This window comes from Bacillus sp. ISL-46, assembly GCF_018613205.1.
Window position 1 is genome coordinate 36,305 of record NZ_JAGGQR010000009.1, and the last position, 21,005, is coordinate 57,309.

Consider the following 21,005-nt stretch of genomic DNA (forward strand, 5'->3'; position numbering starts at 1 on the left):
AATATTGTCCAACTTTTTGATCGACTTTCTGTCATAGTTGGTGGTTTTATGGTTTGATAAATTGGGAGAGATTTAAAAGGAGAGGGAACTATTCCCATAGGAGTCCACTCTCCTTATTTAGGTTGTTCTATTAACTGGAAAAAGGATCAAAAAATCACGGAAATTGTTCCATTCGTTGCGACACTAAGTCGGTATATATTCCTCTCAATTTATTATTTTTCCCTGACAATCAAGGCTGAAATCCAGCCTTCGATCCCGTTTGCGGTTTGAACTTTTAGCCACTTAATTCCTTTGGAATCTACTTTTTCTTCATTCAAAAAGTGCATGATTTCTCCATTTGTTGGGGATTGAGGGAGTTTGGCAGGTCCAAGTAAAAGTATATTCGACCATAAGGGTCGATTTTTATTGCTTCCAGACGTTTGAAAACCGAAATTTCTACTTTTTAATAAAGAAAAGCAATGGTTAAAAACGGCAAGTATAAATTTATTATTCACATATTCATTATTTTAATCAGTTATAGTTGAATAATGGAAGGAAGTAAACTGGAATGATAGGTTTCATTGATTTTTGCCATGGGATGTTATGTCCACTTATCATGTTTCAAGGGGGTTTTTAAGGACTGTCTTGTAAAACGAACGGGTGCAAAAGTTGAAGATCGGAGCTGTCATTGTGGCAGCTTTCCTTATTGTGCTAACGGGGCAGAATACTTTAAAAAGAGTTTTATTATATGGGGATTTATCTTTTAAAGAAGTGATGTAAATTCATATTAATCTTTATTTTCAGTAAATTTAGTGTTGACAACTCGAATTTATCGATATATTATCGTATTTAATTAAATAATAAGCAAAGATTGGAAATAGTAAAAGGATTTATAAACTTATTAGAGAGCCGATGGTTGGTGAGAATCGGTAGTTATAGCCTTTGAACTCATCCAAGAGCTACTCCCTGAACTTAATCAGTAGGGGATGTCGGTTTTCTACCGTTATGTAGAAAGGTGGTGATTGCCACCGAAAATGAGTGGGTTAATATTTTTATGATTAATCAATTAGAGTGGTACCGCGAGCAATGCCTCGTCTCTATATTTTTATAGAGACGGGGCTTTTTTTATTTTAAATAAACTAACAATTATAAATGAAAAGGTGGGAGTCGGGATGAAAAATATCGATAAATATTCTAGAGGTTACTTTATGCCCCCAGTGCAATGCTTGAAATGGACAGAGAAGGAGTATATTACAGAAGCTCCTACCTGGTGTAGTGTTGATCTACGCGATGGGAATCAGGCTTTGGTCGTCCCGATGAGTCTAGAGGAAAAGTTAGAATATTTTCAGTTGCTTTTACAAGTAGGTTTCAAGGAAATTGAAGTAGGTTTTCCAGCTGCCTCGGAAACCGAATTTGCTTTTTTACGTACATTAATTGAAGAAAATTTGATTCCGGATGATGTGAAAATTCAAGTTTTAACACAGTCAAGAGAACATATTATCAAAAAAACATTTGATGCGTTACAGGGTACGAATAAAGCAGTGGTGCACTTGTACAATTCCACATCTAGGGCACAGCGTGAGCAAGTATTTAGAAAATCTAAGGCAGAAATTATTAATATTGCTGTAACTGGAGCAAAAATACTAAAGAAATATGCTGCTGAAACCGAAGGGAATTTCCAATTTCAGTATTCTCCTGAAAGCTTCACGGGTACAGAAGTGGAGTTTGCGCTTGAAATTTGCAATAAGGTACTTGATATTTGGCAGCCGACAGCTGATAACAATGTAATTATCAACCTACCAGCTACGGTATCAATGTCCATGCCTCACGTTTACGCAAGTCAAATTGAGTATATGAGTGACAATCTGAGCTACCGAGATAATGTAATCCTATCACTTCATCCACACAATGACAGAGGAACAGGGGTAGCAGATGCTGAGCTAGGAATGCTTGCCGGTGTGCAAAGAGTCGAAGGAACATTGTTCGGAAATGGAGAAAGAACAGGGAACGTGGACATCGTAACGCTTGCATTAAACATGTATTCCCACGGGGTAGATCCCAAGCTGAATTTTGAAAATATCCCTACTATTATTTCCAAATATGAAAAATTAACAAGAATGAAGGTTCACGAAAGACACCCATATGGCGGTGAACTTGTCTTTACTGCATTTTCAGGTTCCCATCAAGATGCCATTGCCAAAGGTATGAAATGGCGAGAGGAAGAAGAACGTCAGTATTGGACTGTACCTTATCTATTAATTGATCCGATGGATATTGGAAGAGAATATGAAGGAGATATCATCCGAATTAACAGTCAATCCGGTAAGGGAGGAATCGGTTATATCCTTCAGCGAAAGTATGGAATTGATCTACCTACCGAAATGCGTGAGAGCTTTGGATATAGTGTGAAAAATGTTTCAGATCATAAGCACAAGGAACTTATGCCCAATGAAATCTATGACATTTTCATCAATGAATATGTAAATATTAACACCCCTATCGAATTAATCAGTTATAAATACACTCAAAATGGTTATTACGAAACGATTGTATCGATCCGGATGAATAATGAAGAACATAAATTTACTGGTGTGGGAAATGGAAGACTTGATGCTGTCAGCAACGCTCTTCAAACCCAACTGGGTATCGATTATACAGATTTGGTCTATAAGCAGCATGCGCTGGAAATAGGTTCAGGATCAAACGCTGTATCTTATGTAGGAATTACCGCAAAGAATGGTGCTGTATATTGGGGCTGCGGAATTGACACTGATATTATGACCTCCTCAGTAAAAGCTCTGTTTAGTGCAGTTAACAACATGGTATCCAGCTTACAACTTCCTGTTGAAAAAGAATTTATTAATTCTGATGTCATCAATCACAACTATGGAGTAATTGTGAAGCTGGAATAAAAGATGGAATCTTTGATAATCCATAACATGGATGCACACAAGCTTTTTAATACAGATTCTTAAAGGCTACTCACTATTTAACACCTATTCGAATATGAATTCGAGTGTTCCTTATCCTTTCCATGTGAAAATTATTTGCGAAAGGGTAGTTGCTATCTAATCTATAACCCAAGCTATACCTTTATTTTTTCATATTATATTAGAAAGTGGAAAATAAAGGAAGTGTGGCATTTGAAAGGTGCTAATGGAAGTAATACTGAACCATTAAATTATGATCTAAATTTTAGAATGCAATTTACTTTTATGGCGGACGATCGAACCTTAGCTTGCATTTTGAGACAAATTGCTGCAAACGCTGTTAATCTTGTGAGTTTAGTCATAACCAAAAGCCGTAATAAAAATAATTTCATCAGGCTAGTGGCGGGTACCTCAGAGTCCGAGACCAGTCGTGATCTGAGGGTAGTAAGAAAAACACTACAATCGCAACATATTACATTTAAAGAGGAAGAAATCATCACCATTTCAAATATTCCTGCTGGAATTCCAGGTGTATTTAGCAGATTTTACAACAGCTTGTGGTGTAAAGTAGAGGTTAAGTCCGTGTATCTAGGAGAAAACGACATCATATTTATTAACGTCTCAAATGTAAAAAAAGCAGTAGAAATCCTGTCACAACAAAATTTAATCCCATGTCAAAACGATTGTTAGCCTGAATCTATGATTAAATGATATAGGCTTTTTTTATGACCAGCCCTCATAATCCTTAAACAAACGGGTTTTTCATGTTGAAACACAAATTGAGAAATTACTAAGACAATAGTTTTTTCTGCTAATACCATTAATACTACGTATGTGCAAATAGGGCTTCCAAATTTGGATGCCCTATTTTTAAATATTTTACATCAAAATCAACGTTGTGAGTGTCTTTTGTATTTATGGAAAAATTTGTTCGTAACAAAAGCGATCCTTATTGAAGAAAAGAGGTCCAGGCTAAAAGATAAACAATTACGTTAAAAATATTCTTCTTCGGGGCCAAATTTAACAGGTTTTTCCCACCTTTTTGTTGAAATAAAGCAAATAGAAATCTTATTTACTATCATAATTTAAGTCGCAAACTGTTATTGAAAAGGAGGCATATGATTTGAGCAATATTACTGATGAGAGAATAGAAAATGAGAAGAATCACAAAAACTATACTCTCATGGGAGCTGATAAGCGACCTTATTTGAGTAAAATTCCTGGCACCTATGGTGGGCACCGCAAAACAAAAATTTACGGGCGATTAGATTGTCCTGCAGCATTACGTGCCATCACAAAGGGTGGTTATGTCAAAGATCGGGTATTTTTTGCTGATGAGCAAACAGCCATTTCAGTGGGATTTAGACCATGTGGAACATGCCTTCCTGAAAAATATGCGATTTGGAAAAAGAGAAATGAGATTGATAGTTCGAAACAAATAAGAAAATCACGATAGTTTCTTTAACATAAAAAAATGTATTTAAACCTACCATCAATGACACCTTTCGCATTTTAGGTGTCTTTTTTGGCCTAAAAAGGAAGATATCCATTTAGTTCTATAAATGAAGTGGGGTATGTAAAATGATAATAGAATTCTGTCCAATGAAACAGCTGCAAAAAGATTTTGATGTGATTGCAAGCTTTTATCAAATTGAGTTGGGTAACAAGATCTATCAGTGTAGGAATCATGCGCTCATTTTCAGAAAAGGAAACTTTATACAAAATGAACCGGATGCAGTTATAGTTATGGCGAACCCTGGTAGTTAAAGGTTTAAAGTGTGATAGTTTCTAACGTAACCGTCAAATATTTTCATAAGGTCAAGTTGCATTTTTCTACTCCTAATCTTATTAATTATCAAAATACTATAAGGACTTCAAACCCTTTGGTTACCCTCTTTGGAACTTGCTTTCAGCCCTAAACACTACTAATTTATTCCTATTTAATACCCATATTATGACATAAAATCTGTATAATAATAGCATTATCCCTATTTAAATTGATAAAGGGACAATGGACGAAACGAATGGCAATATCCAATGCTGTCCTCCAGCTAATTGGTAATAATTTGTGGTTGTATTATTAAACAAATTATCAATTCTTTTTTATAAATGACTTTATTTAACAATTAATACCGGGCACAGTGAACCATTTTTTGTAAAAAACAGAAGATTGACACTATGATAAATGATATATAAAATATTTTTATATATTTAAAGATAAAAGATTGGGGCAATGACATGTTTAAAACTGAGATGAACACCGTAGTAACTCTATGTCAGCTTCACACAGACCTATCGGAACAAGACATACAAAAGATCCAAGAAGTGGTTCAAAACCTGCAATTAATTGCCGATTTAAATCAGGCAAATGTGTTTGTAGATTGCCAAACAAGTGAAAAAAAGCATGCTATTGTGGTGGCAGAAGCAGCACCTACAACGGCCAATTCTGTCTATAAAAATCCGGTGGTCGGAAAGTTTGCCTACGAAACGTTTGAGCCTGCAGTTTTTTACGCGTTTCGGACGGGTAAGCCGCTTTTTCTCAATCATGCCTTAACCCAGGAAGGGAAAAAAGTCGAACAAAGCGTTGTTCCGATTGTTGGAATTCATAACCGAGTGATTGGCACGTTGATCATGGAGAAAGACAACAGTGATAAGCTCCAAAATCAAAATAAACTGAAAGCGCTAACAGAAGCGAATGAGACACTTAGCGAACTCTTACTGGAAATGGCTGAAAATCGCCCTTTTATCCCAGATGTGATTGAGGAATCTCTATTCATTATTGACGAGGATTTACAGATTCAATATTCGAATCCTGCTGCGATGAATCTTGTTTTAGAAATGTGTTCGGAGGAATGTAAAAGCGGCAATCTTTTTACTTCCTATTTTCCTAACCTTGCAGAAATTTGCAGGCTGCCGGATAAACTTGTGGTCCAAGAAATCATCATTCAAAATAAAGTCTTTCAAATGAAAAAAATTGCTCTTGTGCAGCATGAGAAAAATAGCGGATCGTTTATCATTTTTCGTGACTTAACAGAGCTGCGCCAAAAGGAGAGGGAGCTTACCGTAAAGACTGTGGCCATCCGGGAAATCCATCATCGTGTAAAAAATAACTTGCAAACGGTAGCGAGTCTTCTTCGGCTGCAGATGCGAAGAGGGGTCCCTGAAGAAAGCAAGTTTTATTTTATCGAAAGCCTCAACCGAATTTTAAGTATTGCCTCTGTCTATGAAATCATCTTATCCAATTCTGAAAATCAGGATGATGTAGAGATTGTTAGTTTAATAGAAAAAATTGGGAATATGCTGGTCTTTAGTGAAGATCATGAAGGAAAATTGATTTCGATCGACTATTCCGGCCCAAAGATCCTTATTAAATCGAATCTAGCTGTTTCCGTTGCTCTTGTTATAAATGAATTAATTCAAAATTGTGTGAAGCATGCATTTGCGGAGATGACAGAGGGCCAAATTGATGTAGTCATCCAGGAAGAGGCTTCTGCAGTAAGAGTCCTTGTAAAAGATAATGGAATTGGCTATAATCCTTCTATGAAGCCATCATTAGGGCTTGATATTGTTAAAATGATGATAGAACATGATTTATCGGGCCATTTTTCCATTGAAGGAACAAGTGAAGGAACGGAAGTATCCGTCGAATTTCCCTTTGCGTGGGAGGATTAAGGAATGAAAAAGCGAATTATCGTTGTTGAAGATGAGTCCATCGTCCGATTGGATGTTTCCCTCATGTTGAAAGATGCTGGCTATGATGTTGTGGCTGAAGCAGCTGATGGCGAGAAAGCAATTGAATTGGCTTACAGCCTTAAGCCTGACTTAATGATCATGGATATTAAAATGCCGAAGCTGAACGGTTTAAAGGCCAGTGAGATTATTTCCAACAAATTCAATATCCCGATTTTGCTGTTAACGGCCTATAGTCAAAAGGAATATATAGAAAAAGCGAAGAAGGCAAATATTTTAGGATATCTTGTAAAGCCGATTTCGGAGGCTAACTTGATTCCTGCGGTTGAAATTGCTTTGAAGCAGGCAGAAAATGCTATTCTTTATAAAGAAAAAGTAGAAGAAATGAATCGGGAACTGAAAAACCGAAAGATTGTTGAAAAAGCAAAAGGAATTTTAATGAAACAATTGAATTTACCGGAGGAAACGGCTTACAATAAGATTAGAGACCTTAGCATGAAAAAACAAATGCCATTGGAAAAAGTGGCGAAGTACATTATTTTGAAGTACCCAAGTTAGTTTACAAGTGAATAGATGAAGCAAAGGTGCTTAGTAGGTTTTATTTTTTATAAAAATAAAGTCTATTAGGCATTTTTTTATTAATTTGAGAGGTGGGTTTGTCGTGAACGAAGAGAAAAAGAGGTTTATACAGGAGTTTGTCCCAGGGAAACAGGTAACTTTAAGCCATATTATTGCCAATCCGGACCCGGATATGTTTGAAAAACTGGGGATACAGGAGGCTGGGGCATTAGGGATTTTGACGCTGACCCCAAGTGAGACGGTGATTATTGCCGGAGATTTAGCCACCAAATCGGCTAATGTCAAGTTAGGATTTTTGGATCGCTTTACCGGAAGTCTTGTGATTGTCGGCAATGTTTCAGAGGTGGAAATGGCGATGCAGGAAATCAACCGTTTTTTGCAGGATACGCTGAAATATACCCCGGCGGAGATCACGAAGTCATAGAATCAGAAAATAGAATTTTTCAAGAAAGGAGGAAATATGATGACGAAAAAGAACCGAGCCATGCTGATCGGTTCCATTGGGGCCGGAAAATCGACGTTAACAAATGCATTGCTTGACCGGGACGTGCCTGCTGTCAAAACGCAGTCGCTGAATTACTATGATTGGATTGTTGATACCCCAGGTGAATATTGTGAAAACCCGTTCTACTATAAAAATATCATGGCAACGGCATTAGAAGTGACACATGTCCTGTATTTACAGGATGCGACCAAGAAGAAAATGATTTTCCCGCCAGGATTCAGCAGCGGAATCAATAAAATCCCCATTGGGGTGGTCACAAAAAGTGATTCAGACCAGGCTGACGTTGAACTAGCCATTTCTTTGTTAAAAAAGGTAATCGTAACCAAAGGTTCGATTGTCATTACCTCTTCCCTAAAAAATGAAGGAATAGAGGAGATCCGGAATCTGGTAAACTTCCGTTCGACACATGAAATGAAGAAGTATTTTGAAGGAAATCCATCCCCATTTGTAATTTTTTAAATGAGAGCCTCTACAATATCCAGAAAATAATTTATATTATGAATAACAAATGAATTTAATGGCAATGGCGCCTCTTTTAAACTATCTAATTTGGGATAGTTTACAAGGGGCGCTTTTTGTTTTTTTGGGGGAGTTGAGATGAAGTTCAAAGGCCCGCAAAAAGAAGAAATGATCAGTGCGGGAATCGATATAGGCACAAGTACAACAAAGCTGGTAATCAGCCGGTTCACGTTAATGAATATGGCTGGCGGGGCACATGTGCCACGAATTGAAATCATTGACAAACAGGTCATCCATCGCAGCCCGATTTACCGGACACCGCTGCTTTCACCAACCACCATTGATATTGAAAAAATTGAAGACTTTGTCAGAAAGGAATATCAGAAAGCAGGTATTGAGCCAAAGGATATTCAAACGGGAGCAGTGATCATTACGGGTGAAACAGCCACAAAGTCAAATGCAGAAGTAATGCTGCATCAGCTGTCTGACCAGGCTGGGGAGTTTCTAGTTGCAACAGCTGGTCCTGACTTAGAAGGAATTATTGCCGCTAAGGGATCGGGCGCTTATGAATATTCGAAAGATACGAGTAAGGTTATCGCCAATATCGATATCGGCGGGGGTACAGCCAATGTGGCCGTTTATAAATCTGGCAGACTTTGTGGAACCTGTACCCTTCATGTAGGCGGCAGATTAATTGAATGTAACGATAATAAAATCCAGAGTATTTCTCCGCCTGTTAAAAATTTACTGCGACAATGGGATTCAAGGATGGTGGAGGGGCAAAACCAAAATCCATCAGCGATAAAACAAGTAACCGATTTTATGGCAGATGTCATTGCGCGGATGTTAAAAAAGGCACTCACAAACGAGGATCTAACGTTGCTGCTAGGGCATGAACCTAACTGGGTGGAAGATATTGAGGCGATTATGTTCTCAGGCGGGATAAGTGAATGCATTTATCAGCATGAGACCGGAATCGTACAGTCGGCCAAATACGATGATATCGGGTTGATGTTAGCCGCCTCCTTAAAGGAAAGCTCAAGTCTTGCTCAATGGACTTGGGTAAAGCCGCAGGAAACGGTTCGGGCCACAGTGCTGGGCGCCGGAATGCAAACGACTGAAATCAGCGGCGCAACCATTGAAGTTGATAATCGTAAATTGCCGATGAAAAACTTGCCGGTTTACCAGATTCGATTCGAGGGTGATTTTAAAACGGAAATAAACCAATTATCAAAGCAGATTGAGGAAGCACTCGATCTCTATGACCCACAGCGTGAGGGACAGAATTTTGCGGTTTATTTTTCAGAATTGCCTTACTTAAGATTCCGTGAAATCGATGAATTTGCTGAATCCATCCTCAAAGCAATGAAACAAAAACCGAATCAAACTCAAGAGTTAGTCCTTGTGCTTGACCGGGATTATGCAAAAGTTCTTGGGCAAACACTTAAGCGAAAGGCTCCGGTGCAATCCGTCATTTGTATTGATCAAATTAAAGTTGAAAATGGGGACTATTTGGATATAGGCCAAGTGCTCGAAACCGATGTTGTTCCTGTCATTATAAAAACATTAACATTCCAGAAATGACGAAAGGGGGCATTCTTATGAGATTAAAGTCCACCTATTTAGGTACTGTCTATCAATTTTCCTCACTAAAGGATTTATTTGCGAAAGCAAATGAAGAAAAATCCGGCGACCGCTTAGCAGGGATTGCTGCTGAGACCGTCCAGGAAAGAATTGCAGCAAAACAAGTGGTGAGCTATTTAACACTACAAGATATTAGGGAAAATCCCATGCTATCTCCTGAAGAGGATGAGGTTTCAAGGATTATCGAGGGTCAGATCAACAAACCCATCTATCAATCGATTAAAAATTGGTCTGTTTCGGAACTTCGCGAGTATATCCTGAACGATTCAACTACCGGTGAAGACTTGAAACGCCTCAGCCGAGGTCTGAATAGTGAAATGATTGCAGCGGTGGCAAAGATCATGTCCAACCTCGATTTAGTCCATGCCGCCAATAAAATTGAAGTTTTATCCAAATGCAATATTACGATTGGTCAAAAAGGAGTGTTAGCCTCTAGGCTGCAGCCAAACCATCCGACGGATAATGTCGACGGGATGATGGCCTCAATGAAAGAAGGGCTTGCGTATGGGATTGGAGATGCAGTAATTGGAATAAACCCGGTAGATGACTCCGTTGAAAGTGTAAAACGGTTATTGCATGCGACACATGACTTTATTCAAAAATGGGAAATTCCAACGCAAAACTGTGTGCTTGCCCATGTGACAGCTCAAATGAAAGCGGTCCAGCAGGGGGCGCCGGCAGATATGATTTTCCAGAGTATTGCCGGAACCGAAGCGGCGAATCGTTCTTTCGGGATTACCGCTTCCCTCTTGGAGGAAGCCAATGAAATGGCGAAAGTATACGGTACAGGAACTGGTCCACAACGTTTGTATTTTGAGACAGGTCAAGGCTCGGAATTATCCGCCGAAGCTCATTATGATATCGACCAATTGACAATGGAATCCCGAAATTATGGCTTTGCCCGCTACTATGACCCGTATATTGTCAATACGGTAGTCGGCTTTATCGGACCAGAGTACTTGTACAACAACAAACAAGTGATTCGAGCCGGTCTTGAAGATCATTTTATGGGAAAAATGCATGGCATTCCAATGGGCGTTGATATTTGCTATACGAACCATATTAAAGCAGACCAGAACGACATTGAAGATCTTGGCGTGCTGCTTTCCGCGGCAGGGGTGAATTTTATTATCGCTGCGCCAATGGGTGATGATTGTATGCTCAATTACCAGAGCTTAAGTTATCACGATGTTGCGACATTAAGACAGACGCTGAATAAACGGCCGGCACCATCATTTGAAGCATGGCTGGAGAAAATGGGGATTTTTGAAAACGGGAAATTAAGTAAATATGCAGGTGACCCGACGATTTTTTCGCGATAGGAGGTGTAAGGAGTGAATCCTGAGTTAGTGGAACAAATCACGAAAATGGTGGTTGAAAAATTGCAGACGAAGACCGCTGAAGGCGGTGCGGCGGTGGAAGAAGTTAAGAAAAAGACGAACGATGATACATCGGCAAAAGTGGAAGTGAAATTTTGGAGCCACCGGACGAATCATGTTGAAACAGAGTGCAATCAAAGTCCGGGCTGCGTGGTGTCAGCCCATGAAAAAGAAATACTTCTTGAACCAAAGCCGCCTGTAGGACTTGAAAATCCGATTAATAAGGAAGAGCTGGATCTTTTAATTAGCAAAACACCGGCAAGAATTGGCGTCGGCCGTGCGGGATTAAGGCCCAAAACGGACACTTGGCTGAAGTTTCGCTTTGACCATGCGGCAGCAGTCGATGCCGTTTATGGTGATGTCGATCCGAAAATACTTGAAAGCTTATCCTTATTAAAAGTTAACACGAAGGTTACCGACAAAGAGGTCTATATCCGCCGTCCTGACTTCGGCCGAAAGCTCTCTGATGAGGCAAAACAATTAATTGATCAAAAATGTAGAAAGTCTCCGACGGTTCAAATTATTTTTTCTGACGGCTTAAGTTCGAAAGCGGTCGAGGAAAATTTAGAGGATGTCTATTTATCTCTTAATCAATCGCTTCAAAGCTTAGGGCTCGATGTCGGAACACCATTTTTTATCGAAAAAGGCCGGGTGGCGGCAATGGATGATGTTGGGGAGATCCTAAAACCGAAAGTGATTGTTTACTTGATTGGTGAACGTCCAGGTCTCGTGAGTGCGGAATCGTTAAGTGCGTATCTCTGCTACGAACCACGCCACGGCACCATTGAGGCCGACCGGATGGTCATCTCCAATATTCATAAGGGAGGCATTCCACCGGTGGAGGCCGGCGCCTATATCGGAACTCTCGTGCAAAAAATATTAAAATATGAAGCCAGTGGTGTTTCGCTGGTACAAAAAGAGCAATAAGGGGAGGGTTAATAAATGGCATTAGAACGAATTCATGCAAATATCTTGGCTGTTCGGATTATTCCAAACGTTGACCCTGCCTTAGCAGCTCAGTTTCAGTTAAAACCCCATCAACGGAGTTTAGCGATTTTTACCTCAACGATTGACGATGTCGGCTATACAGCTCTTGATGAAGCAACGAAACGCGCAGATGTTGATGTTGTCTATGCAAAGTCCTTCTACGCAGGTTCTGCGCATGCATCAGGGCCATTGTCTGGTGAAATGATCGGCGTGTTGGCCGGTCCAAGTCCAGATGAAGTGAAAAGCGGGATAGATGCGGTGATTCAAACCGCAGAAAATGAAGCGTATTTTGAGGCAATCAATGAGGAAAAAAACCATGCATTGTATGCCCATGTCGTGGCAAGAACCGGTTCTTATCTATCAGCTGAGGCAGGGATTAATCAAGGTGAAGCACTAGCCTATTTGATTGCCCCGCCGCTTGAAGCGGTGTATGGAATGGATGCGGCGTTAAAGGCTGCGGATGTAGAGCTGGTTAAGTTTTTTGGACCGCCTTCGGAAACAAACTTTGGAGGTGGGCTATTGACCGGGTCGCAATCGGCATGCCAGGCGGCAGCGGATGCTTTCCGTGCTGTGATTATCGAGATTGCGAGAAATCCACGACAGTATTAGATTCCTATTTAATTGGCGGATAATGCTGCATACGTGTAATTTTTCACACAAAAAACAAGAGAGAAAGGAGTGTCCCTGTTGCCATTCGATTTAGATTTACAATCCATTCAGGAAATGCGGGATGCAGTTCAGAAAGCTAAAGAAGCACAGCAAAAGTACTTGGCGTTTTCCCAAGAACAAGTCGACAAAATTGTGAAACGGGCAGCCGAAGCGGCTGCTGCCAAATCACTTGAATTAGCCCAGATGGCGGTCGAAGAAACCGGAATGGGTGTAGTCGAACATAAAAAAATGAAAAATGACGTCGGTTCACATGCTGTCTATGAATCTATTAAAAACGAGAAGACAGTTGGAATCATTAACGAGGACCGTACAAAGAAAATAGTCGAAGTCGCCTCACCTTTTGGGGTGATTGCCGGGATCACTCCAACGACAAATCCAACTTCGAGTGCGATTTTTAAAGCATTAATCGCCCTAAAAACAAGAAATGGAATCGTATTTAGTCCGCACCCACGTGCAGTGATATGCTCAGTCGCCGCTTTAAAGATTTGTTTGGAGGCAGCCGTTGATGCGGGAGCGCCGGACGGAATTATTGGCTGGATCTCAAAACCAACAATGGCAGCAACCACTGAATTAATGCACCATCGTGATATTAATTTGATTTTAGCAACTGGCGGAAAAGATTTAGTCCGTGCTGCCTACAGTTCAGGTAAGCCTGCATATGGTGTCGGTCCTGGAAACGTGCCCGTCTATATCGAAAAAACCGCCAATATCGAAAAAGCGGTCAAAATGATTGTTCAAAGCAAAACGTTTGATAACGGCACGATTTGTGCAACGGAACAAGCCATTGTGGTTGACCAGAATGTCAAAGAAATGGCCGTAAGGGAGCTTAAAAATAATGGCGCCTATTTCTTAAATGAGCAGGAGAAATCACTTTTAGAAAAGGTGATTTCACCATTGCCAGGAAAGCTGAATCCAGCAATTGTTGGTCAAAGAGCTGTCAAGATTGCGGAATTGGCGGGTATTTCCGTTCCAGCCGACACAACGATTTTAATTGCGGAAGAAACGCGGATAGGGAAGGACGTTCCTTTTTCCATTGAAAAACTTTCGCCGATCTTTCCGATTTATACAGCTGAAAGCTATGAAAGTGCAAAAGAGCTGTGTGTGAAAATCTTAAATTTAGGCGGGATGGGACATAGCTTATCCCTTCACACCAATGATGAAAATGTAGCCCGTGAATTTGCGCTATTCATGCCAGTATCACGACTGATGGTGAATACTCTTTCTTCCATTGGTGCGGTTGGAGCCACAACGGAATTGATGCCATCGCTGACACTTGGCTGTGGATCATTTGGCGGTAATATTACATCAGACAATCTAACGGCCCGCCATTTAATCAATATCAAAAGAATGGCCTATGGAACAAAAGAGGTTAACGTTCCAAAACCATCCAGCAAAAGTCCTGCTCCACAATGGGGTGCCAGCAACCATGTAGACGAGATTGTGAATCAGGTTTTATGCAATGTGAATGTATCGGGCCAGCTAGATTCGCAGGTAATCTCTGAATTGGTAAATCAAGTATTAAAAAAATATCAAATGAATTAATAGGAGGAATTTACAATGGCTAGAGAATTAACAGCATTAGGAATGGTGGAAACAAAAGGTTTGGTAGCATCCGTGGAAGCAGCAGATGCAATGGTAAAGGCAGCAAACGTACATTTAGTCGGTAAAGTACATGTTGGCGGCGGGCTTGTAACGGTTCTTGTCCGCGGAGATGTAGGTGCGGTTAAAGCGGCAACTGAAGCAGGTGCGGCAGCAGCAGAACGTGTTGGTGAACTATTATCTGTTCATGTCATCCCACGTCCGCACAACGAATTGGAGAGCATTTTACCAAAATTAGAAGTGGAAGTGTAAGAAGTAAGGAGCCAATTCGATGAATGAACAATCTATTCGAACGGTTGTTGAAGAAGTGATTCAGCAATTGTTAAAAAAGGACTTCAGACCCAATACAATCCCGATGGCTGTCTCTGCACGCCATTGCCACTTAAGTCAAGCTGATTTAGAAACGCTTTTTGGCAAAGGGTATGAGTTAACGAAAAAAGCGGACTTGTCTCAGCCCGGTCAATTTGCGGCTAATGAAACGGTGGTCATTGTCGGACCAAGAGGAAGCATTGAAAAAGTGCGAATCCTCGGTCCGGCCCGTTCTTTAACACAAGTGGAAGTCAGCAGAACGGATGCAGTAAAGCTTGGGTTGAAACCGCCCGTAAGGGAATCTGGCAATATTGCTGGTTCTGCACCGATTACTCTGGCAGGGCCCAAAGGAAGTATTTTCAAAAATGAAGGACTGATCATTGCCCAGGCTCATATTCATATGCACCCTGAGGATGCCGCTTATTTTGGCCTTGAAAACGGCGAGTATGTACGAATCCGAACAGAAGGGGAACGCCCGGTTTCGTTTGAAAAAGTACTTATAAGGGTTTCACCGAGATATCAGCTTGAGATGCATATCGATACCGATGAAGCTAATGCCGGGTTCATTACAAGCGGTCAGGCTGGTTTCATTGTTAAGGATGGGGAGCCTTTGGTAAAACCCCAGCCTGTGACCAATCAGGTATCACCTGAACAAAACGAACCAATAGAAGTTCATTTTCAAAAAAATCTCTTAACCAAAAGAGATGTGCAGGCATGTCAGTACGAGATGATATTGGTTCGAAAAGGCACAATTGTGACTCCATTGGCACGAGATGCTGCAAGAGAGTTGAAGAAAAGCATCCAGGTTATGGATTAGTTTAAGGGGATGATTTTTTGTTAGTTGGAACGGTGATAGGAAATGTATGGGCGACAAGGAAGGAAGAGAATCTAATAGGATTAAAATATTTATTTGTCCAGCCGGAGCTTCCATCCGGGGCGCCTATCCTTTCACCGTTTATTGCGGTGGATCGGATTGGTGCAGGAGTCGGAGATAAAGTGATGGTTACAACGGGAAGTGCGGCGGCAAATATTATCGGTGACCATAGAATGCCGATTGATGCTGTCATTATCGGAATTATCGATTCTATTGATGTTGAAGGAGGTGCGTAAGTGATGTCAAAAGCCTTAGGAATGATTGAAACTAGAGGGCTGATTGCCTCGATCGTTGCCGCAGATGCAATGGTTAAAGCAGCGGATGTACGTTTAGTTAAAAAAGAAAAAGTGGACGCCGGACTCGTTTCGATTTTAGTAGAAGGAGATGTCGGGGCTGTCCAGGCAGCGGTCGATGCTGGCAAGTATGCTGCTCAAAGTGTCGGGGTGCTGGTAACCGCGCATGTTATCCCGCGTCCGGATGAGGAAGTAGGGCAAATGTTGGCACAGACGCCGAAAAAGGGCGAGGAGAAACCAAAACCTGCAAAAAGGGGTCAAAGAGCAAAACAAGATGAGCCTCCAGCACAAACAGAATAATTTTTAAAAGAATGGAGGAAGAAATATGGTTTTCAAACGTAAAAAAATTGCAGTGATTGGTGCAGGATTTACTGGTGCAACAGCGGCGCTGATGATTGCGCAAAAAGAATTAGGAGATGTCATTCTGGTTGATATCCCGTCTCAAAACGATCCGACCAAAGGGAAGGCACTGGATATGCTGGAAGCAAGCCCTGTCCAAGGCTTTAATGCAAATATAACGGGTACCTCAGATTATGCGGATATACAGGATGCTGATTTGGTGTTAATCACTGCAGGGCTGCCGCGGAAACCAGGGATGAGCCGGGATGATTTGGTTTCTACCAATGCAAAAATTATCGAGCAAGTCTCTGAAAATATTAAAAAATATGCGCCGAATAGCTACATTATCGTTTTAAGTAATCCTGTTGATGCGATGACCTATGTTTGCTATAAAACAACAGGGTTTCCTAAAAATAGGATTATCGGTCAGTCCGGAGTCTTAGATACTGCGCGTTTCAACACTTTTGTTGCACAGGAATTGAATGTGTCAGTGGAAGATATTTCAGGTTTTGTCCTTGGCGGGCATGGTGATGATATGGTCCCATTGGTTCGATTCTCTTATGCCGGCGGAATCCCGCTTGATAAAATTCTCCCGCCTCACCGAATTGAAGCGATTGTGGAAAGAACGCGTAAAGGTGGCGGCGAGATTGTCAGTTTGCTAGGTCAAGGCAGTGCCTACTACGCCCCGGCAGCTTCGATGGTCCAAATGGCTGAAGCCATATTAAAGGACAAAAAACGAATCTTGCCATGTATTGCCTATCTGGAAGGGGAATATGGCTATCAGGATTTATATCTAGGGGTTCCAACGATCCTTGGCGGCGATGGGATTGAAACGGTAATTGAAATTGCGTTAACCCCTGAAGAAAAAACAGCACTTGATCAATCAGCCCAATCTGTTCGGAATGTTATGTCGATTTTGAAGAAACTATAATATTTGGATAATATATCCTGTGAATCCTACTACAATTCTATATTAAACTAGTAACACCTAGTTTTGGAAATAGTCGTGTATGGGATATGGTTTTACTTTAATATTTCCAGGAGATTTACTTTGAAAGGGGAAGGGTATATGGAGCAGGGAAACAACCATTTACAAAAAGCGCTTAAACCAATCCATCTCTGGGGTATTGCTGTAGGGATGGTCATATCCGGCCAATATTTTGGCTGGAACTATGGTTTTGAATCGGGTGGCACCATTGGCCTCGGCATTGCCGCACTGATTATTATTGTCTTTTATACGACCTTTATTTTTAGTTATTCAGAGCTTTCAACTTCCATCCCTCATGCCGGCGGACCGTCTGCCTACGCCCGAAAGGCAATGGGGCCGTTTATGGGCTTTATAACCGGTTTAGCCTGTTTACTGGAATTCGTATTTGCCCCTCCAGCGATTGCGGTTTCTGTTGGAGCGTATATCAATTTCTTAATCCCAAGTATTAATCCCGTTTATGCAACGGTCGGAATGTTTATTTTATTTATTTTGGTCAACCTCATAGGTGTAAAAGGTGCCGCTATCATTGAGTTAGTGGCAACGGTATTGGCACTAATCGGCCTCGCGATTTATTATGTGGCCGGTTTACCTCATGTTCAATCATCCAATATATTTAATGATATGGCTTTTAGTCATGGCTGGTCCGGTGTTTTGGCAGCAATTCCATATGCCATTTGGTTCTTCCTTGCGATTGAGGGGGGAGCGATGGCAGCAGAAGAGGTACGCGACCCGAAGAAGGATATTCCAAAAGGCTTTATTTCCGGTATTTTAACGCTTGGTGTGGCAACGATTTTAACCTTAGTCGTAACGGCAGGACTTGGCGGAGGTACCGGTAAACCGGCGGATTATCCACTTCCACAGGCATTGGCAAGTATTTATGGAGAAGGCAGCTTTATTCCAAAATCAGTTGCCATTATTGGTTTATTTGGTTTAATTGCCAGCTTGCACGGTATTATTATTGGTTATTCCCGTCAAACGTTTGCCCTGGCTCGTGCAGGATACCTGCCTAAGTTTTTGTCTAATCTTTCGAAACGCGGGGTGCCGCATTGGGGCTTGATTGTTCCTGGAGCGATTGGAGTGATCGCAGCAGGCTCAGCAAACTTTGCAAATGCGTTGATTATCCTATCCGTTTTTGGTGCGATTACGATGTACTGCTTAAGTATGGTTTCGTTGTTTGTGCTGCGTAAAAAGGAGCCGAATTTGGAAAGACCATTTAAGGTGAGCTACCCTGTTGTACCGGCGATTGCATTAGTATTGGGTGTTTTCTCTTTCTTCTGCGTGGTAAAATACAGCGTGTTAACGACAACTCTTCCTTTGTTTGGAGTGGAGCTGCCTTTGGCGGGTGTGATTCTGACGATTTTTGGTGTGGCGATTGTCTACTATTTCTTAGTAGGATCCAAGAAACTTCGTCCAATGTCGGAGGAGTTTGTTTTAATTGAGGATGTGACTTCTGGAGATACAGGGACAGATGAGAAAATAGGATAACGTTCAATAGAAAAAGATGTTCCATTGGGGTGGGGCATCTTTTTTGTATATAGAGTTTGTTGAAAGTAATTGAAAATCTTGATGGTTAATCTCTTATTAAACAAGCGAGTGTAAGAGTTTAAGATCGGAACTGTCATTTTGGCAGCTTTTCTTAGTGTACTAACGAAGCACTTTAGTTTAAGTACAAAATTTTACAATAATTCTGTTGGATTCAACTATAACGGTTACCTTCATGTTCATGAAATTGCTAATGTTACCAAGGAAATTGTCTTCCATCTTGGAAATAGCCTCCATAGGTCCTTCAGGTCCAATATAAAGTTGTTAAGGCTTTTAAGTACTAGTAAATTCAATTCCTTTATATTCTAAAATAGTAACTCTATTTAATAATGGAATATTATAATGAGTATTTTCAGAAAATAAAGGATATCTCGAATTGATGTAGAATTAAACAAAGGAAAAAAAGATGTTTAAAACAGGTTTGATTCCAGAACTAAAGGATTATTAAGGGGGCATATATGGTATTGGAAAAATCAATAAGAGAAATCATTAACGGATATAGGGAAAAAGAATTTTCTCCTGTAGAAATCCTTGAGGAGTATGTGAAACAAATAAAAACTCATAACCCAAAACTTAATGCTTTTATTACGGTTAATGAAGAAAAAGCCTTTGACCAAGCTGTAATTTCAGAAAAGAGAATAATGGAAGGAGGAGATATAAGAATTCTTGAGGGCATACCAATTTCTTACAAGGATAACATTGATACTAAAGGGATATTAACAACGAGCGGTTCTGTTATTCATAAAAATCGAATTCCTGAAAGTAATGCAAGTGTTGTTGAAGCTCTTAATTCTGAAGGTGCTGTGAACATTGGAAAAACCAATATGTATGAATTTGCATTTGGTATCACCTCAAAAAATTCCTTTTTCGGTGATATTAAAAATCCTTGGAATGACAATGTTACAGCTGGCGGTTCAAGTGGTGGTTCAGCAGTTGCCGTTGCAGCTAATCTTTGTATGGGGTCAATCGGCACAGATACTGCAGGTTCCATTCGAGTACCTTCTTCGTGCTGTGGTGTGATAGGGTTAAAACCAACATATGATTTAATTAATATGAGCGGTATAAAACCATTATCCAATTCCCTCGATCATACAGGTCCAATTGCTCGAAATGTTGAAGATTTAGCTATCATGATGGAGGCTATCACAAAGAAAACATTCACGAATAATTGTATTTCTGACATAAGAGGAATGAGAATCGGGGTTCCTAAGCAGTACTTTTATGAAAGGGTAGATAATGATGTTTTGAGTTTCTATAAGAATGCATTAAGTACTTTTGAAAGGTTAGGAGCATTAATAGTAGAACTTGAAATTCCTAATTTCGATGATCCAAGAAAAATAGCACATATATTAGCTACCTCCGAGGTTGGTTATTTCCATAGTGAATTAATTAACTTATCGCTATCCCAATATAGTGAGGAAGCAATAAACACATTTGATAAGAGTAAATCTATTTCCGCCCACTCATACATTGATGGCTTAAACAAAAGAGCACAAATGACGAGAGATTTAAGCAAACTTTTTGAATTTGTTGATATTTTAGTGACTCCAACTATGCCTATAGGGCCACCAGACATAGGGATTAAAGAGTTCTTGTTAGCTGGAGAGATGGAATCTATCGATGAATGCATGATTCGATTTACCTGTTTATTTAATATAACGGGCCATCCAGCGCTTTCCATTCCTTGCGGATTATCTCATGGATCCGTTCCAATTGGTCTGCAATTAATAGCAAATCATCATAGGGAGGACCTTTTGATCAGGAATGCGCATTCATATGAACAAGCCATGTTATTGGATTTTTATAAAGTAAGGGAAAAAATCGTAAAAAATTAAGCGAGAAAGTGTAATAAATTAAAACATTATGAGAGTTATATTGTTTCAATGATATTTAATTTTTAAATTTTTTAGAATATTCAGTATTGACATAGATAGTTTCCAAGTTTAATATATTGTTTATAAGGAATGCGCATTCAATGCTAGCTAGCAGCTTATATTTTTTTGTGAAATAAAAACTAAATAAGGTAAAAGAAATATTTATTCTTATGAATGCGGATTCAAATGAAACAAATGCCAGTAGGAAGTAGTTGATAGGCTCTCCAAAGGAGTTTTTTAGAACCTGAGTGCAGATAAAAATAGAAAATGTTTTATTGTGAATGCGGATTAAATTAAATTTGATCAAAAGGTAATTTTTATAAAATGAATGCGGATTCAAAATAAATCTTGTAACAATAATGCAGA

At 40.1% G+C, this 21,005-nt stretch carries 21 protein-coding genes and 1 other annotated feature; of the genes, 20 read left to right on the forward strand and 1 reads right to left on the reverse strand.

Annotation, left to right across the window (positions count from 1 at the left end; genetic code table 11):
* Nucleotides 1-212: 212 nt before the first annotated feature.
* Nucleotides 213-326 (reverse strand): SH3 domain-containing protein, encoded by a 114-nt coding sequence (locus J7E67_RS32225; protein ID WP_214711735.1) that lies wholly within the window; start codon nucleotides 324-326, stop codon nucleotides 213-215.
* Nucleotides 327-837: 511 nt separating this feature from the next.
* Nucleotides 838-1,081: a binding site (T-box leader), on the forward strand.
* A gap of 70 nt (nucleotides 1,082-1,151) precedes the next feature.
* Between J7E67_RS32225 and J7E67_RS03490 the strand changes: the two genes are divergently transcribed.
* The 20 genes from J7E67_RS03490 (at nucleotide 1,152) to J7E67_RS03585 (ending at nucleotide 20,600) form a co-directional block, all read left to right on the forward strand.
* On the forward strand, nucleotides 1,152-2,891 hold the full coding sequence (locus tag J7E67_RS03490; RefSeq protein ID WP_214711733.1) for a 2-isopropylmalate synthase: 1,740 nt from the start codon (nucleotides 1,152-1,154) through the stop codon (nucleotides 2,889-2,891).
* 231 nt (nucleotides 2,892-3,122) lie between these two features.
* A complete protein-coding gene (locus J7E67_RS03495) occupies nucleotides 3,123-3,599 on the forward strand; it encodes a hypothetical protein (RefSeq protein ID WP_214711731.1) in 477 nt (158 codons plus the stop codon).
* Nucleotides 3,600-4,032: 433 nt separating this feature from the next.
* Nucleotides 4,033-4,365: an Ada metal-binding domain-containing protein gene (locus J7E67_RS03500; RefSeq protein ID WP_308160320.1), complete on the forward strand. Its 333-nt coding sequence runs from the start codon at nucleotides 4,033-4,035 to the stop codon at nucleotides 4,363-4,365.
* 125 nt (nucleotides 4,366-4,490) lie between these two features.
* A complete protein-coding gene (locus J7E67_RS03505; protein WP_214711729.1) occupies nucleotides 4,491-4,676 on the forward strand; it encodes a hypothetical protein in 186 nt (61 codons plus the stop codon).
* A 471-nt stretch (nucleotides 4,677-5,147) separates the two neighbouring features.
* Nucleotides 5,148-6,581 (forward strand): sensor histidine kinase, encoded by a 1,434-nt coding sequence (locus tag J7E67_RS03510; RefSeq protein ID WP_251026547.1) that lies wholly within the window; start codon nucleotides 5,148-5,150, stop codon nucleotides 6,579-6,581.
* Nucleotides 6,582-6,584: 3 nt separating this feature from the next.
* A complete protein-coding gene (locus J7E67_RS03515; RefSeq protein WP_026564955.1) occupies nucleotides 6,585-7,157 on the forward strand; it encodes an ANTAR domain-containing response regulator in 573 nt (190 codons plus the stop codon).
* 103 nt (nucleotides 7,158-7,260) lie between these two features.
* Nucleotides 7,261-7,602, forward strand: coding sequence for an ethanolamine utilization microcompartment protein EutS (gene eutS, locus J7E67_RS03520; protein ID WP_168243707.1), 342 nt, complete (start codon nucleotides 7,261-7,263; stop codon nucleotides 7,600-7,602).
* A 39-nt stretch (nucleotides 7,603-7,641) separates the two neighbouring features.
* Nucleotides 7,642-8,142, forward strand: coding sequence for a EutP/PduV family microcompartment system protein (locus J7E67_RS03525; RefSeq protein WP_214711727.1), 501 nt, complete (start codon nucleotides 7,642-7,644; stop codon nucleotides 8,140-8,142).
* A gap of 138 nt (nucleotides 8,143-8,280) precedes the next feature.
* On the forward strand, nucleotides 8,281-9,726 hold the full coding sequence (locus tag J7E67_RS03530; protein ID WP_214711725.1) for an ethanolamine ammonia-lyase reactivating factor EutA: 1,446 nt from the start codon (nucleotides 8,281-8,283) through the stop codon (nucleotides 9,724-9,726).
* Between the two features lie 17 nt (nucleotides 9,727-9,743).
* The gene (locus tag J7E67_RS03535) at nucleotides 9,744-11,108 is read left to right on the forward strand and encodes an ethanolamine ammonia-lyase subunit EutB (RefSeq protein WP_214711723.1); all 1,365 of its coding nucleotides are present in this window, start codon (nucleotides 9,744-9,746) and stop codon (nucleotides 11,106-11,108) included.
* Between the two features lie 12 nt (nucleotides 11,109-11,120).
* Nucleotides 11,121-12,092 carry an ethanolamine ammonia-lyase subunit EutC gene (gene eutC / locus J7E67_RS03540; RefSeq protein ID WP_214711720.1) on the forward strand — a complete coding sequence of 324 codons (972 nt, stop codon included), beginning with the start codon at nucleotides 11,121-11,123 and terminating at the stop codon, nucleotides 12,090-12,092.
* A 15-nt stretch (nucleotides 12,093-12,107) separates the two neighbouring features.
* Nucleotides 12,108-12,761: an ethanolamine utilization microcompartment protein EutL gene (gene eutL, locus J7E67_RS03545; protein ID WP_214711718.1), complete on the forward strand. Its 654-nt coding sequence runs from the start codon at nucleotides 12,108-12,110 to the stop codon at nucleotides 12,759-12,761.
* A gap of 78 nt (nucleotides 12,762-12,839) precedes the next feature.
* The gene (locus J7E67_RS03550; protein WP_214711716.1) at nucleotides 12,840-14,363 is read left to right on the forward strand and encodes an aldehyde dehydrogenase family protein; all 1,524 of its coding nucleotides are present in this window, start codon (nucleotides 12,840-12,842) and stop codon (nucleotides 14,361-14,363) included.
* A 15-nt stretch (nucleotides 14,364-14,378) separates the two neighbouring features.
* Nucleotides 14,379-14,672, forward strand: a complete 294-nt coding sequence (locus J7E67_RS03555; protein ID WP_144555092.1) for a BMC domain-containing protein — start codon at nucleotides 14,379-14,381, stop codon at nucleotides 14,670-14,672.
* A gap of 19 nt (nucleotides 14,673-14,691) precedes the next feature.
* The gene (gene pduL / locus J7E67_RS03560; protein ID WP_214711714.1) at nucleotides 14,692-15,546 is read left to right on the forward strand and encodes a phosphate propanoyltransferase; all 855 of its coding nucleotides are present in this window, start codon (nucleotides 14,692-14,694) and stop codon (nucleotides 15,544-15,546) included.
* Between the two features lie 17 nt (nucleotides 15,547-15,563).
* Nucleotides 15,564-15,839: a EutN/CcmL family microcompartment protein gene (locus J7E67_RS03565; RefSeq protein ID WP_214711712.1), complete on the forward strand. Its 276-nt coding sequence runs from the start codon at nucleotides 15,564-15,566 to the stop codon at nucleotides 15,837-15,839.
* A gap of 3 nt (nucleotides 15,840-15,842) precedes the next feature.
* Nucleotides 15,843-16,196, forward strand: coding sequence for a BMC domain-containing protein (locus tag J7E67_RS03570; RefSeq protein WP_214711801.1), 354 nt, complete (start codon nucleotides 15,843-15,845; stop codon nucleotides 16,194-16,196).
* Nucleotides 16,197-16,221: 25 nt separating this feature from the next.
* Nucleotides 16,222-17,166, forward strand: a complete 945-nt coding sequence (gene mdh, locus J7E67_RS03575) for a malate dehydrogenase (protein ID WP_214711710.1) — start codon at nucleotides 16,222-16,224, stop codon at nucleotides 17,164-17,166.
* Nucleotides 17,167-17,304: 138 nt separating this feature from the next.
* Nucleotides 17,305-18,708, forward strand: a complete 1,404-nt coding sequence (gene eat / locus J7E67_RS03580) for an ethanolamine permease (protein ID WP_214711708.1) — start codon at nucleotides 17,305-17,307, stop codon at nucleotides 18,706-18,708.
* A gap of 515 nt (nucleotides 18,709-19,223) precedes the next feature.
* Complete coding sequence (locus tag J7E67_RS03585) at nucleotides 19,224-20,600, forward strand: amidase (RefSeq protein ID WP_214731019.1); 1,377 nt, start codon at nucleotides 19,224-19,226, stop codon at nucleotides 20,598-20,600.
* Nucleotides 20,601-21,005: the final 405 nt, after the last annotated feature.